General features: G+C 53.8%; 16 protein-coding genes. 2 read left to right on the top strand and 14 right to left on the bottom strand.

Annotated features, from left to right (window positions below; genetic code table 11):
* Window positions 1-2: 2 nt before the first annotated feature.
* The 11 genes from BZK41_RS10850 to BZK41_RS10800 form a co-directional block, all read right to left on the bottom strand.
* The gene (locus tag BZK41_RS10850; protein ID WP_079938154.1) at window positions 3-1694 is read right to left on the bottom strand and encodes a glycosyltransferase; all 1692 of its coding nucleotides are present in this window, start codon (window positions 1692-1694) and stop codon (window positions 3-5) included.
* Window positions 1685-2038 (bottom strand): hydroxymyristoyl-ACP dehydratase, encoded by a 354-nt coding sequence (locus BZK41_RS10845; protein ID WP_003827533.1) that lies wholly within the window; start codon window positions 2036-2038, stop codon window positions 1685-1687. The genes BZK41_RS10850 and BZK41_RS10845 overlap by 10 nt, the downstream gene beginning before the upstream one ends.
* Complete coding sequence (locus BZK41_RS10840; RefSeq protein ID WP_079938153.1) at window positions 2025-3386, bottom strand: AMP-binding protein; 1362 nt, start codon at window positions 3384-3386, stop codon at window positions 2025-2027. The genes BZK41_RS10845 and BZK41_RS10840 overlap by 14 nt, the downstream gene beginning before the upstream one ends.
* Window positions 3383-3964, bottom strand: a complete 582-nt coding sequence (locus tag BZK41_RS10835) for a hypothetical protein (protein ID WP_079938152.1) — start codon at window positions 3962-3964, stop codon at window positions 3383-3385. The genes BZK41_RS10840 and BZK41_RS10835 overlap by 4 nt, the downstream gene beginning before the upstream one ends.
* Window positions 3965-3970: 6 nt before the next feature.
* A complete protein-coding gene (locus tag BZK41_RS10830; RefSeq protein WP_003827536.1) occupies window positions 3971-4222 on the bottom strand; it encodes an acyl carrier protein in 252 nt (83 codons plus the stop codon).
* A 12-nt stretch (window positions 4223-4234) separates the two neighbouring features.
* Window positions 4235-4492, bottom strand: a complete 258-nt coding sequence (locus tag BZK41_RS10825; RefSeq protein WP_003827537.1) for a phosphopantetheine-binding protein — start codon at window positions 4490-4492, stop codon at window positions 4235-4237.
* Complete coding sequence (locus BZK41_RS10820; RefSeq protein WP_079938151.1) at window positions 4473-5288, bottom strand: lysophospholipid acyltransferase family protein; 816 nt, start codon at window positions 5286-5288, stop codon at window positions 4473-4475. Before BZK41_RS10820 ends, BZK41_RS10825 begins: the two co-directional genes overlap by 20 nt.
* Window positions 5285-6007, bottom strand: a complete 723-nt coding sequence (locus BZK41_RS10815) for a beta-ketoacyl synthase chain length factor (protein ID WP_079938150.1) — start codon at window positions 6005-6007, stop codon at window positions 5285-5287. The genes BZK41_RS10820 and BZK41_RS10815 overlap by 4 nt, the downstream gene beginning before the upstream one ends.
* 40 nt (window positions 6008-6047) lie before the next feature.
* Entirely contained in the window at window positions 6048-7109 is a 1062-nt protein-coding gene (locus BZK41_RS10810) for a class I SAM-dependent methyltransferase (RefSeq protein ID WP_079938149.1), read from the bottom strand.
* 68 nt (window positions 7110-7177) lie between these two features.
* Window positions 7178-7555 (bottom strand): hypothetical protein, encoded by a 378-nt coding sequence (locus BZK41_RS10805; RefSeq protein WP_122973906.1) that lies wholly within the window; start codon window positions 7553-7555, stop codon window positions 7178-7180.
* 469 nt (window positions 7556-8024) lie between these two features.
* Complete coding sequence (locus tag BZK41_RS10800) at window positions 8025-9071, bottom strand: AI-2E family transporter (protein WP_079938148.1); 1047 nt, start codon at window positions 9069-9071, stop codon at window positions 8025-8027.
* Between the two features lie 133 nt (window positions 9072-9204).
* Here BZK41_RS10800 and BZK41_RS10795 point away from each other — a divergent pair, with 133 nt between their 5' ends.
* On the top strand, window positions 9205-10422 hold the full coding sequence (locus BZK41_RS10795; protein ID WP_003827545.1) for an MFS transporter: 1218 nt from the start codon (window positions 9205-9207) through the stop codon (window positions 10420-10422).
* Window positions 10423-10425: 3 nt separating this feature from the next.
* On the opposite strand, the gene BZK41_RS10790 is transcribed toward BZK41_RS10795, so the two are convergent.
* Both BZK41_RS10790 and BZK41_RS10785 read right to left on the bottom strand, forming a co-directional pair.
* The gene (locus tag BZK41_RS10790; protein WP_003827547.1) at window positions 10426-10983 is read right to left on the bottom strand and encodes a DcrB family lipoprotein; all 558 of its coding nucleotides are present in this window, start codon (window positions 10981-10983) and stop codon (window positions 10426-10428) included.
* Between the two features lie 72 nt (window positions 10984-11055).
* Window positions 11056-11721 carry a 7-cyano-7-deazaguanine/7-aminomethyl-7-deazaguanine transporter gene (locus BZK41_RS10785; protein ID WP_003827549.1) on the bottom strand — a complete coding sequence of 222 codons (666 nt, stop codon included), beginning with the start codon at window positions 11719-11721 and terminating at the stop codon, window positions 11056-11058.
* A 168-nt stretch (window positions 11722-11889) separates the two neighbouring features.
* Between BZK41_RS10785 and tusA the strand changes: the two genes are divergently transcribed.
* Window positions 11890-12135, top strand: a complete 246-nt coding sequence (gene tusA / locus BZK41_RS10780; RefSeq protein WP_003827551.1) for a sulfurtransferase TusA — start codon at window positions 11890-11892, stop codon at window positions 12133-12135.
* An 81-nt stretch (window positions 12136-12216) separates the two neighbouring features.
* On the opposite strand, the gene zntA is transcribed toward tusA, so the two are convergent.
* Window positions 12217-14415, bottom strand: a complete 2199-nt coding sequence (zntA, locus tag BZK41_RS10775) for a Zn(II)/Cd(II)/Pb(II) translocating P-type ATPase ZntA (protein ID WP_079938147.1) — start codon at window positions 14413-14415, stop codon at window positions 12217-12219.
* Window positions 14416-14459 lie beyond the last annotated feature (44 nt).

Genomic DNA, 14459 nt, shown 5'->3' with positions numbered 1-14459 from the left:
CTTTACTCCTTGTCATTGGTGTCCGGCAGTTGCCAGAAATCGAAAAAGTTAAACCAGTCGAGGGGCGACTGAAGCGCATAGTGCTCAAGGCGTTCGGCGTAGCGATCGACAGTATTCTGTAATGCCTGTTGTCGTGTGGCGCGCGGTAAGAGCAGCGGGTCGGCAAATGGTTCACAGTAGATGTGGAGTTTCTCCTGCTGGCGCAGGGCAAAAATCAGATCTACAGGGCAGCGTAAAATAGACGCAAGAATAAACGGGCCCTGAGGGAATGGCGCATTTTGCCCCATAAAGCGGCTCCAGCACACACGCCACTCGCCGCCGCGTTGGGGATTGACTGCGATGCGATCGCCTACGATGGCTACCCATTCACCGCGCTCCAGTTTCTCTTTGAGCAGAATGGCAGTATCTGGACCAATACTGTTCACCGGGAGCAGATTTAATCCAGCCTGCGGGGCCATCTCTTGCATGATCTGTTTAAAGCGTTGGGCGTTATCGCTAAATACCAGCGCATTGATTGTTTTACTGCCCTGTATCTGGGCCAGTGCCCGACAGGCTTCGACATCGCCAAGATGTGAAGCCAGTAGCAGTTTTCCCCGAGGCTCGCTGATATTCAGCGCCGTTTCTGCACCCGGTGCAAAAATCACATCGCGACCGAAGTGCAGCTCACCACGCCAGCTGGCAATCTTATCCAGCATCGCGCCGCCAAAACGCAGGAAATGCTGATAACTGGTCAGGTTTGGCGGTACTGGCATCCGGCGCGTGATCAGTTGCGCCCTTACGCGGCTAATCCAGCGTTGAGAGGCTTTTCGGGCAGTTGAAGCGCTGAGCCAGTAAACGCCGACGACCGGATACAGCAGCAGGGAGAAGGCTTTGCGACCCAGTACACGCCAGACCAGCAGCATCAGGCGCATTCCCCACAACCCTTTGACTTCCTGCTGCTGCGCCCAGTGTGTCGATGAACGACGACAAAGCAGGGAGGGGATGCGTGGCAACATGCCAAAGAACAGGCGAGTGTGCATCAATGAAATGTGCAGATTGTCTTTAAGCGCGTCGAAATGGGATAGCCCGTCCTGCGGATAGGTGACTCGCGTGGGGATAAAATAGCTGGTGTTGCCTTGCCAGTAGAGGCGCACCATCACTTCAGTATCAAAATCCATCCGTTTGCCGAGCGTTACGCGCTGTGCCAGTTGCAGCGTGGGGGCCACCGGATATACCCGGAAGCCACACATACTGTCTTTGAGCTGCAACGAGAGGGTTTCTATCCACACCCAGATATGGGTTACCCAACGACCGTACAGGCGCGAGCGAGGAACCGAATCATCGTAAATCGGTTGTCCGGAAATCAGTGCTGTCGGATGTTCTTTTGCCAATACAAGCAGCCTGGGAATATCTTCAATGGCATGTTGCCCGTCGGCATCGACCTGCACGGCATGACTGAACCCGGCATCTGCCGCCGTCTGCATTCCGCGAATAACCGCTGCGCCTTTGCCTGCGTTGATGGGCAGGCGAATTAACGTCAGATTGCTGTATTCTGCCGCCAGGCGTGCCAGTTCATCTCGTGTAGTCTCGTCGCTGCCATCGTCCACCACAATGCAGGGGAGATTGAACGGCCGAAGACGATCCAACACGTCCGACATCATCGCGCCGTGGTTGTAGCAGGGGATCAACACGCACGGGGAAAAGGTCAGCGGCATAACCGAATCTTCCCGCTGCTGGCGGTATGGCGCACGTCACCGTCGTGGCGCTGGTAGCTAAAAGAGAGCATCTGACGCGCTTCCTGCCAGCTCAGACTCAGGGTGACGGTGGCCTCTGGCAATAGCGGTGACTGGAACTTCACGTTTTGAATACTGTGAAAACGCCAGCCTGGTACCAGCAGCGTGGTGGCGTAATCCATCGCCCAGTTCAGCTGTGCAACGCCCGGCAGCAGTGGCTGCACGCTAAAATGCCCGCTGAACCAAAACAGAGACGGGTCGAGTTGTAAAACAATCTCAGCCTGATGAGGCAGTGCCTGATGGCGCTCGATTTCATGGGGTTTCATGAAATAACTCCTGTAATTGCGCATAGACACGCTTATTCATACTGTTGACCGGAATCTCATCAATCACCCGCCAGTAGCGGGGAACCGCGACAGGCTCCAGCCAGGGCAGCAGCGAACGTCGCCAGGTCAGCTCTTGCGGTTTACCACCGCACTCAAGCCAGCGTTGCCGGGCTTCGTCATCCAGTACCAGCAGGACGCCAACGCCCTGACGTCCCCCACGTGAGACGGGCAATGCCGCGACTTCACAGATACCATCCAGTGCCAGTAAACGTTGCTCCACTTCGCTGAGTGAAATGCGTTTTTCTTCAATTTTGACCACCCGCCCGCGTCTGCCCATCAGGCGGAACTGTCCGTTTTCGATAAACTGCAGAACATCATCGAGTAACAAGCCATCATCAGCGTTAATTAGCGGTGAAAACACACGAAACGCGTCGTCTTCTGACTGGAATCTGACGCCGGGAAAGGGCAGCCATGCCACATCATCCTGGTGGCGATAGCGCCACGCAAGGATCCCGGTTTCAGTACTGCCGTAGATCTCATCGGGCCAGACATTTAGCCAGTCAGCAGCCTGCGTGACGTCCTGCCAGGGCAGCATGCCGCCCGCAGACAGAATCAGTTCGACCGGCGGCGGTGTCAGGTTGTGGTCGAGGCGTTTCAGAAACGCCGGGCTGCTGATAAACGCATACCGATGCTCAGAACTCAGTGCCGCCAATTGTTCGGCATACCAAAGCATCGCCGCGTGCAGCGGCAGGCCTAAGGCCATCGGCAAAAAGATACGGAACGTCAGGCCATACAGATGTTGCGGTACCACTGACGCGACCACCCGGCAACCTGCCAGACGATCGGCAAAGCGCGTTGCGAGCAATGCCGCTTCGCTATCCAGACGAGCGATCGGTTTGATCACGCGTTTCGGCTGGCCGGTTGAACCGGAAGTGAATAGCTCCACAAAGGCGTCACTGCGTATTGCCGGGAACGTGATGTCGTGGGCCACGGATGTCATGGCGGAGCTGACCACCCGCAGCGTTCCCTGCCAGTCCATCGCTTTATCGCTCAGTACGCCGTCAAACAGCAAGTGCTGCTCGTTTAACAACGAAACGCGACAATGTCCAGGGATCACCGGTGTTTTGCCGGCATGGAGCGTTGCCAGCAGCGCGACGATGAATAAGTAGCTGTTCTCGAAGCACAATGCCCAGCGCTCACCTTCCTGCTGCCGCAGATATGTTACCAACTGGGCCACATCGTGGCGCAGATGACCCAGCGTCCAGGTATGCTCTTCCTGCCACGCAACAGGAACGTCGTTGGGGCGTGGGTCACAGAGCCATTGAGCAAGTGTGAGGGGCTGATTCATTGGGTATCTCGTTTTATCACCAGTTGGCGAACTAACCACTCGCCTACCATCAATGTTCCCATTAGCAGATAGGAAACCATACCGTTCCAGGTCGTCCACAGGGTCATATCGCCATTCAGTGCAGTAAAGAGCGCAACGCTGCCATTGATGATGAAAAAGGCGCACCAGATTTGTGTCACACGGCGGGTGTAGCGCACGCCCGCATCGGGCAGATTTGGGTCGCGCAGTCGTGCCAGGCGTTCAACAATGGGCATTGCAGACCATAACGATCCACCAAAAACCGACAGCATAACGGCGTTTACCACTACCGGATAAAACAGCAGCAGCTGGTGCGTTTTGAGCAGATAACTGGCAATGCACAAGGTGATACCCGCGACCGCCACTACCTGTGTCACGACGCGCAGCGGCCCCGCCTGTCGCCTGGTCTGGCGAAAGCGTAAAAAAAGGAGTAGCGCCATCAACGGTAGCAACCAGTGCAGACTGTTATGCGCCAGGCCAAACCAGATCAAAAACGGCCAGGCCAGCAACAGTAGACCTGTCAGCAGTTGTACGACTGGCAACGAGCGTGTGCCCGACACGGAGAATTACGCTTCTTTTAGAAGGCGTTCTACCGCATCGACGACATCTTGTACGGTGCGTACTGCTTTGAACTCTTCCGGCTTGATTTTCTTACCGGTTTTCTTTTGCAGATGCACGATCATGTCGACGGCGTCGATGCTGTCGAGTTCCAAATCTTCGTACAGGCGCGCCTCAGGCTTAATATCTTGCGGGTCAACTTCAAACAGCTTGACCAGCAGCGAGGAGACTTCTGCGTAAATGGCTTTTTGTTCGGTCATAACGGACTATCCTCAGGCACGTTGCGCGTGAATGAAAGATGCCAGCGTGGCGACGGAGAAGAAGTGCTGGCGCATTTCTTCGCTCTCTGCTGAGAGGATCACGCCATACTCGTTTTTCACCGCCAGACCCAGCTCCAGAGCATCGATTGAGTCCAGACCTAAGCCATCGCCAAAGAGTGCCGCTTCGGTTTCAATATCATCAGCTGTCAGTTCGTCGAGATTCAATGTCGTTATAATGAGATTTTTGATTTCAAGATAAAGCGCTTGCATCATTAATTCCTGAAAGAGGTAAAGTACCTGGTTGTAATTGAAGCAAAAGATGCCGGTTCAACTGCCTTGCGGCCAGCGCCGGTTCTTGTGAGTTTGCGTCGTAAAATTGGTCGATCTTAACCCGTTCGTGTACTGAAACGGTAAACATCGGTTTTACCGATGGGACGTTGTACCATTGGCTTTCTTTATCCAGCATTTGTTCGCTGCAGTTAATAGTCACAATGCGTAAATCACTGCTGCAGCGCACGGCGATATTCGCCGCACCACGCTGTAACGTCATTGCTTCTCCGGGGCGTGTACGGGTTCCCTCGGGGAAAATTAAAATGGTATCGCCTTGCTCCAGACGTTGCTGGCAAGCGGGCAATAGCGCATCTGCCTGGCTGTTAATCAGATAATCTGCGGCCCGGACTACGCCGCCGAGAAACGGATTTTTGAGTAGTGCACTTTTCACCAGACAGTCGGTTTCTGGCATGACCGAGGCCAGTAGGACATAGTCGATGAGCGTCGGGTGGTTGGCGACGACAAGACACCCTTGCTCGTTGCGTAAAATGTCTCGTCCTTCAATCTGGTAATCCAGCACGCCTAGCCGCTTCGCCACGGTTAAGAAGAGACGAAAACTGGCAGCGATACTGCGTCTGGCGATACGTCGACGTCGGGCTTTATCCCATACCGCGATCAGCAGGACGTTAAACCAAATCGTAGACAGGAGGAGCCCGCCGAGGCCAAACAGGGCAAAGCAAAAACCGGTCATCACCAGTCGCCATACCCGGTTAAGCCGCAGGAGCATCGTGTTCATCCCTGACTCCACTGCCACTGTACGCGTTCGCCAGTCAGGGTAAACGCCCTGGCATCTTGTAAGTAATGTTGTAAAAACAACAGGCTTTGCGGCAACGTTGTCTCGCCCTGCGCGCTGTGTGGACGGGTTTCACATTGCCAGCTATCACCGGATTCAATGACCAGTGCGACGGCAAACGGCCATGTTGGCATGTCTGGTGGTAACTGTGGGTGATAAAACTCGGGCAGAAAACCGTCGAAATCGACCATCAATACGCGCTGATACCCCGCCTGCAACAGCCCGATGACTTCGCATAACCCCTGCTGGAATGTATCCCTGCCAGCAGAAAGCGAGGAGGAGACAATCGGTTTTTTCGCGGCGATGGTCAGGTTACCCACAGCAGAGTTATGGACAGAGAGGGCAAAATCGGTCGGTGAGAGCGCCTGCTCAGTCGCCAGGGCGTGCAGGATCCTGTAGTTACGCTCCAGTTCACCATGGCGGCTGGTATACAAAACGGCATTGATATCATGACGACGTAGCATCGCCAGACCGCAATCGACGGCCAGTTTGCTGCCGGAACTGAGGCGGCGAGCTGTCATCATCGGTAACTCATTGAGCTTAGCCAACGGCGCGGTGGGATCGATGGCGTGCGAAAGCCGTGACCATTCATGCCACTGTTCTGTTTCGCTTAACCCAGGCGCCCTGGCCTGCCAGTCGATAATATTGAAAGCAAATTTCATCAACGCGTATCCGCGGTAAATCGGTTTTTCCGATTGTTTCTTATTTTTTCTTCTGACATATCAATAAAGTATGCCCAACACCTAAGTTATCGTGGCGTTCATCTACCTGAAAACCTGCCTGATTCAGATAGTGATAAAACTTCTCTACGCTGTAGAAACGGCTGTTGCCATTCGCCATACAGGTAAAATAAAGCGAAGACGCATTCAGGCTAAATGAGGCCGCCTCAAATTTTTGGGCATCCCAAAACAGTTCCATAATGCACAGCTTCGCGCCTGGTTTCATCACCCGAGCAACGTTGCTTAGCATAGCGATAATTTGTTCCGGGGAAAAACAGTCCAGGAATTGACTCATCCACCAGATATCAGCGCCGTCAGGTAAAGGCGAGTCGCTAAGCATATCCACAGCATGGAAATTTATGCGATGAGATAATCCTGCATTTTCTATATTTTCGCGGGCAAGTGCAATTTGTTGCGGCAAATCTAAGAGGGTGACTGTAATATTGTCATCATGTTGACAACAACGTAATGCCCATTTTCCGGTATTTCCGCCGACATCGTACAGGGTTGCAGGGGCGCTGGCGAATACATATGGCAATGCGGCATCAAATGCGCCATCTGAATAGTAATGATCAAAAGCAAACCAACTTTCACGCGCAGCCAGCGGTAATTGTGATAGCGCAGGATAGATTGTTGGCCAGTCGCCAAAAATTTTTAATCCCGCGGGTTTTCCATCTTTCAGCGCATTTTCCAGATAAAACAGTCCCTGGTAACAAACATCCTGAGTGAAGTCCATATTCACGCGCGTCATCGTGTCATGTAAAAGAAAATGACCGACTTTAGCGAGGTAATAGTATCCTTCTTTGTGGGTAATGATTCGCCCACTTAACCCCATATCCAACAGGATACTGGCGGCATATTCGTTGATGGTGCTGTTCTTGGTAATTTCGTCGAGCGTAGCGCCGCGTTTACCTTGCTTGTCTAGCCAGGTGAGTACTCCCGCATTTCGCAGACACAACGCGGTTTGAAAAAGCATAGGGGCAAAGGCGATACGTTGTGCTTCAGTAATGGCATCCAGTGCGCTTAGCGAATCCTGTTCGTACATGTGGGGACAACCTGTTAAATGGCAGATAATAAGAGTATCGGGCCTTTTCGACCCGACTTTAGGCATAATTACAGATTGGCACCGGCTGACAGATTAAGCTGGATGTCTTTATCCAGATTGCGTACCCAGCGGTTATAGTTTTTGTGAATTTTTCCACCAGAGGCCTGCAGGTTGAGGCTGCTGTCGTATTTGATGTCATAGCTGGTGGCGGTATAAGTGATACGGACTTCAGCCACATGATCGCGGGTTTGTTGGCGAGCTTTAATAACACCTGGTCCGGCTTCTGACATGACCCATTGACGTTGAATACCGGCTTTCAGGATAGCGGTTTTAACCTGGTCCTGAGTATGTCCCGCGCTCACACTGGTGTGAACTTGATCGATCGGCGCAGTGCGTGCACAACCCGCCAGGGCACCGACAACGGCAATGGCCGCAAACCACTTAATATACTGTTTCATTAAAGCTCCCTATCAAAGTACCGTTTATACGTGTTAAATAATAAACTCCGAAATCATGGGCACCTTGTATTGCCTGTGATTATATTTAAGCTAAATTAGCATTTTATTTCATATGGTTGGTAGAAAAGTAATGAGATAACCGGATAGTAATATCCCAGGACTTTCTTCAACGGAATTTTTCAGTATCATCATTGGCGAGAAGTATAGATTTTTAGAGAAAATGTATCAAATAAAATAACCTTTAAAGATAAGTAGATAGTTTACGTTAAATGCTTTGGGGGGATTCATTTTTTTTATGCGTTTTGACAAAGAAACCATCATCTTGGCTTATGTATTTTCTTTATAAAGAATGAAATCCCTTTCACTCTTTATTTAAGATAAGATTCTATATATAACTACGTTGGCGTCATTTTAACGGTCATATAAAAATATAAAAACTACCTCGGTTGGTAGTTTTTCAAGGAAGCCGACTTTTAGGCCTGCCTGGCCCCAGCAAAATTGCCAGTTTGCTGCCGCCTGTGGTCGTTTCCATCCAGATTTTACACACGCTGGTTAACGGCACGGAGAGCAACATACCTACCGGACCAAGTAGCCATCCCCACACTAACAGAGAGAGAAAGACGATTAACGTTGATAATCCCAGCCGGTGCCCCATCATGCGGGGTTCGAGGATATTGCCAATCACCATATGCACCACCAGAAACAGCGCGCCAACCAGTACGCATTCGTAAACGCCGTTGAATAGCAGTGCCTGGATCATGGGCGGGACGGCAGAAATGACTGAGCCAATGTTGGGCACGTAGTTCAACAGGAATGCCAGTACGCCCCACATCAGAGCAAACTGAATCCCCATCAGCGCCAACCCCAGCCAGACGATAGCGCCGGTCCATAGGCTGAGCAACGTTTTCAGCGCCAGATAGTGAGATACGCCCTTTAACGCCCGATGCAGCCCTGCAATATGGATTTGTGGGTTGTTCAGCGCAAAGCGCAGCTTATAGGGGACATGACGCACTTCAAATAGCATAAAGACCACCGTCATCACCAGCAGAAAGACGCTGGCCATGGCGCCAGAAAGGCTCGTCATCAGCGTGGTTGTGAAGGTCATCAACTTGTCGGAATCCATGCGTTGCAGCATGCGCTCCGGAGACATATGCAGATTCAGAAACGGCACCATCTCTTGCAAATACAGAATCTTGCGCGTCAGTTCCTTATTGTATTTTGGTAGGAGGTCCATGAATTCAGTGATTGATGACGCCAGAACGCCGACCAACGCGGTAAGAACGATCAGCATCACCACGACCACTAACGTAATAGCTACCGGGCGACGTACCCCCCGGCGAATAAACCAGGTGACCAGCGGATTCAATACGATGGCAAAAAAGAGGGCCAGTAGCAGTTGTACAATGATATCCGCCGCGGCATGAATACCGGCGAGGATCACCACCAGGGCGGCCAGTTTGAGCAAAATGTGCAAACCCGTTTTATCGGGTTGAGGGGTTGTCATGTTTTCTTCCTGCCTGCGTTTTTGCATTAAGTGTAGCGGCTGGTTTGCGACTAAAACTCCTAAACTGGCTACTGATTTCTGCTCTGCAACATGGTAGAAATGAAACACTGTTGTGAAAATGTGGTGACCCTCCATGCCCGAACCCGTCGCTGAACCGACGCTTAGCGGTTTACGCCTGAACCTGCGTATTGTCTCTGTGGTGATGTTTAACTTCGCCAGCTACCTGACCATCGGCCTGCCGCTCGCGGTGTTGCCTGGCTACGTCCATGATGTAATGGGATTTAGCGCTTTCTGGGCCGGGCTGGTCATCAGCCTGCAATATTTCGCTACGCTGCTGAGCCGTCCGCACGCCGGTCGCTATGCCGATCTGCTGGGGCCAAAGAAAATTGTGGTATTTGGGCTGTGCGGCTGCTTTTTAAGTGGGCTGGGTTATTTACTGGCGGGCTCAACGAACGGCTGGCCGTTGGCCAGTCTGCTGCTGTTATGCCTGGGGCGGGTGATTCTCGGGATCGGGCAAAGCTTTGCCGGGACCGGCTCTACGCTGTGGGGAGTAGGGGTGGTTGGCTCAATGCACATCGGACGGGTGATTTCCTGGAATGGCATCGTGACCTATGGCGCGATGGCGATAGGCGCGCCGCTGGGCGTTCTGTTTTATGCCTGGGGTGGCTTACAGGGACTGGCGCTGACCGTGATGGGCGTGGCGCTGTTGGCGATACTGCTGGCGCTCCCTCGTCCTGCGGTGAAGGCCAGCAAAGGCAAACCGTTGCCGTTTCGCGCGGTGCTCGGGCGGGTCTGGTTGTACGGTATGGCGCTGGCCCTGGCCTCCGCTGGATTCGGGGTGATCGCCACCTTTATTACCCTGTTTTATGATGCCAAAGGCTGGGACGGCGCTGCTTTCGCGCTGACGCTTTTTAGCTGCACGTTTGTCGGCACTCGTTTGTTGTTCCCAAACGGTATCAACCGTTTAGGCGGGCTAAATGTGGCGATGATCTGCTTTAGCGTCGAGATCGTCGGGCTGTTACTGGTCGGGATGGCTTCGATGCCGTGGATGGCGAAAATCGGCGTTCTGCTCGCCGGGGCCGGGTTCTCGCTAGTCTTCCCGGCGCTGGGCGTGGTGGCGGTAAAAGCTGTTCCACAGCAAAATCAGGGCGCTGCGCTGGCGACCTATACGGTGTTTATGGATTTATCGCTGGGGGTGACCGGGCCGCTGGCCGGGTTGGTCATGACGTGGGCGGGTGTGCCGGTTATCTATCTGGCGGCGGCAGGGCTGGTAGCGGTGGCGTTATTGCTGACCTGGCGGTTAAAAAAACGGCCTCAGGTGGTGTCACCGGAGGCCGCGTCATCGTCTTAACCGTTACTGGATAACCAGCGTGTTAATGATGTTTTCTGCGGTAGTCTGCGCTTTTTGCTGATCGTCAGCAGGCAGCGTGATTTGCAGCGTCAGCAGTTGGTTGTCCACTTTACCCAACACCACGGAAGAGTATGCGGTCTGGCCTTTGGCCGAGATGATGCTGTCTAACTGCTGCAGCGTGTGGCCTTTCAGCTCAATAGATTTATTGGTGACGACCTGCAGCTGCGGGTCGCGGCTACGCTGCTGATCTTCCAGACGTTTTGCCAGCACGGCCAGATCTTCGTTGGTGTTGTCGCCAACAATCACAATCACCGCTTTCTGGCCGGTTGCGTCAGAATATACGTGCATATTGTTCGCCTGGGTGCCCAGCTTGCCGCTCTGATCGGTCATATCAGCTGGCAGGGAAAAACTGAGTTTGCCGTCCAGCAGGCTGACCGGTTGTCCGGTGGCGTTACTTTCTGCGGCAGCACCCTCGGCTGGCGCTTTTGTATCGCTATTATCACAGGCCGCAAGCCCCATAACCAGCAGGCCAATACCGACATATTTAACCAGATTGCGCATTGACTTCTTCCTTTCAATAAACGGCCATAACGGCTCATTCGTCCATCTTATCACAACTCGGAAAATGAACCTTTAACTCGTCTGCAATGCAGAGATTTCAGATTTATCTGCCAGCCTTTTCAGTAACATATTCAGCAACACGCCGTACATCGGCAGGAAGAAAATAATGCTGATCAGCACTTTGAAGCAGTAGTCTACCAGCGCGATTTCCATCCAGTGCTCGGCCATAAAGGCATCCGGGCTGCGCCAGAAGGCGATAAAGAAGAAGGCCAACGTATCGCTGATGTTGCCAAACAGCGTGGACGCCGTCGGTGCCAGCCACCAGCGACGGTTCTGACGAAGGCGGTTAAAGACATGCACATCCAAAATTTGTCCCAGCGCGTAAGCCATAAAGCTGGCGGCGGCGATACGGGCGACAAACAGATTAAAGTGCAGCAGCGCGCCGAATCCCTGCCATGATCCCATATAGAACAGTGATGAAACGACATAGGAGATCAGCAATGCGGGGATCATAACCGCAAAGATGATACGTCGTGCCAGCGGTGCGCCAAAAATACGCACGGTCAGGTCGGTCGCGAGGAAAATAAACGGAAAGCTAAACGCGCCCCATGTGGTATGGAAACCAAAAATGGAGATTGGAAGCTGCACCAGATAGTTGCTGGAGGTGATCACCAGCAGATGAAATAGCGATAGCCAGAACAACGCTTTTACGCGCTGAGTTTGTGTAAACGGAGTCATATTGTGACCTTTTTGTTGGATGGGGTGAGGGAACCCAATAAAAAACCGTCGCATGATACTGCTTTAAGAGCACATTGCAATGGTTGTTTTTCACGCAATCGTTAACCTGATTGGCTTACGCCACAACAGAGCGTAAAATAACGCCGTTTTTGTATGAATGAGATGACGATGAGCGACCTGTTTACTTCCCCCGACCATACTCTTGATGCCCAGGGGCTGCGCTGCCCGGAACCGGTAATGATGGTGCGTAAAACCGTACGCGGCATGCAGGCCGGTGAAACGCTGCTGATTGTCGCCGACGATCCGGCAACAACCCGCGATATTCCTGGCTTCTGTACCTTTATGGAACATGAGCTGGTGGCCAAAGAGACCGACTCGCTGCCGTACCGCTATCTGGTGCGCAAAGGCCAGTAATCTTGTTATGCCGGATGGCGCTCCTACAAAGCCTGTGTAACATCCAGGACGGATAAGGCAACGCCGCATCCGGCACACATATTACCCTTTGCGCAATAACCGCAGCGCGTTGGCAGTCACCAGTACCGTCGCCCCCGTATCCGCCAGCACTGCCAGCCACAGTCCGGTTATCCCGAGCAGCGTGGTGACGAGAAAAATCCCCTTCAGGCCTAGCGCAATCGCAATGTTCTGGCGAATATTGGCGTGGGTGGCCCGCGCCAACTGAATCATTTGCACCAGGCCACGCAGACGGTTGTGGGTCAGGGCGGCATCGGCGGTTTCCAGCGCGACGTCGGTCCCGCTTCCCATTGCAATGCCGATGGTAGCCGCTTTCATTGCCGGAGCGTCGTTGATACCGTCGCCAACCATCGCCAGCGGCGACTGTTGGTTAAGATGGGTAACGGCCTGCACCTTATCTTCCGGCAAGAGTCCCGCTTTGAATTCGAGACTCAGTTCTCTGGCAATGGCGGCGGCCGCACGTGGGTTATCACCGGTCAGGATCACCCCTTTCACGCCAATCTGATTAAGCTCGCTGATGGCGCTGCGAGCGTCGTCGCGAAGTGTGTCCTGCAGGGCCAGCACGCCGAGAACGTTATCGTTACGCAGCACCAGCACCACCGTTTGGCCCGCGCTTTCCAGCTCACTTATCTGCCCGGCAAAGGCGTCGGCAGGCTGCTTACCGGCCGCGCAAATCAGTACGCGCTCGCCGTTGACCAGCGCTTCAATTCCAGAGCCAACCAAAGCCCGTTGCTCTTTTGCGACAGGAATAGCCAGTTCGCGCGTTTGTGCTTCCCGGACAATCGCCTGTGCCAGTGGGTGTGTCGCGCCTTGCTCTACCGCTGCCGCCAGCGCCAGCAGTTCAGCCTCACCGATACCACTCGCTGGATGAATCGCTGTGACGCGCGGTTTACCGACGGTCAGGGTGCCGGTTTTATCAAATGCCACCTGCGTGACTCTACCTAACTGTTCCAGCGCGGCCCCGCCTTTGATTAACGCACCACGACGCGCCGCGGCGGCAAGACCAGAGGTAATGGCTGCGGGGGTAGATATCACCAGTGCGCAAGGGCAGCCAATCAGCAGCAGCGTCAGCCCTTTATAAATCCACTCCTGCCATGATGCGGCAAACAGTAGCGGTGGAACGAGGGTGACCAGCAGCGCAACCGCCATAATTGCTGGGGTGTAAATCCGGCTGAAACGGTCAATAAAGCGCTCAATGGGGGCGCGGCGTTCTTCCGCTTCTTCAATCAGCTTCAGAATACGGTCAATGGCGCTGGCACCCGGTTCGGAGAGCACTTCCAGTGTTACCAGACGGTCCACGCTGGTGGCGCCTGCCGGGACTTTCTCGCCGGTGGCGCGTTCAACCGGGATCGATTCGCCGGTCAGGGCACTTTCATCAAAGCTGGCAAACCCGGAGACCAGTTTGCCGTCGGCAGGTAAACGCCCGCCTGCGGCAACTTCAATAACATCGCCAGGCCGGAGAGTATTGATAGCCACCTCTTCGCGCTCGCCGTTACGCAGGCGCGTGGCGGTTTCCGGCTTGAGCGCCATCAGCGCGCTGACCCCTTTACGGGCGCGACTGGCGGCCCATCCTTCCAGGCGTTCGCCAATTAAAAACAGCAGCAGCACCATAGCGGCTTCCGCTGTCGCGCCGATAAACAGTGCGCCAATGGCGGCGACGCTCATCAACGTTTCAATGGCAAAGTAGCTGCCGGTTTTCATCAGGCGCAGAGCCTGACGGGCAATGGGATACAGGCCGACCAGCGTGGTGGCGATAAACGCTATCTGACCGAAGGGATGATTGAACTGCTCCAGCCCCCAGCTAACCGCCATCATGATAATCAGCGAAATCAGCGGCAGGTTTTCTTTAAAACGTGACTCGGGGGCGGCGTCCGTCGCGTGCTCATCGCGCAGGGTATAGCCTGCTTTTTGCACCGCGTTTTCAACTTGCTGGCGGATATCGGAACCCGCATCGACCACCAGTTTTTCAGTGGCGAACAGAACCTGGACCTGGTTAACGCCGCTGACCTGGCGGACCGCATTCTCTACTTTGCGGGCGCAAGCCGCACAGTCCATGCCCGCCACTTTCCAGGAATAGCGGGTACCTTGTACGGTATCGGATACGGGTGGTGGGGTAGAGCAGCTTCCTTCGCAGCAGCAGTCATCCGCCTTTTGTGGCGCAGGCGCTGGCTTAAAAGAAGAGAATTGTGGGGCCTTTTTGCCACTGGTATCAGGTGTCGACATGGCATCCTCCGGTTGATAATCATTTCGTATTAACCGGAGGATGC

The sequence above is a fragment of the Citrobacter sp. A316 genome (genome assembly GCF_002042945.1).
Lineage (GTDB): Bacteria > Pseudomonadota > Gammaproteobacteria > Enterobacterales > Enterobacteriaceae > Citrobacter > Citrobacter portucalensis.
Note: the sequence above shows the minus strand (reverse complement) of the source record. Positions and strands in the feature narration are given on the sequence as shown.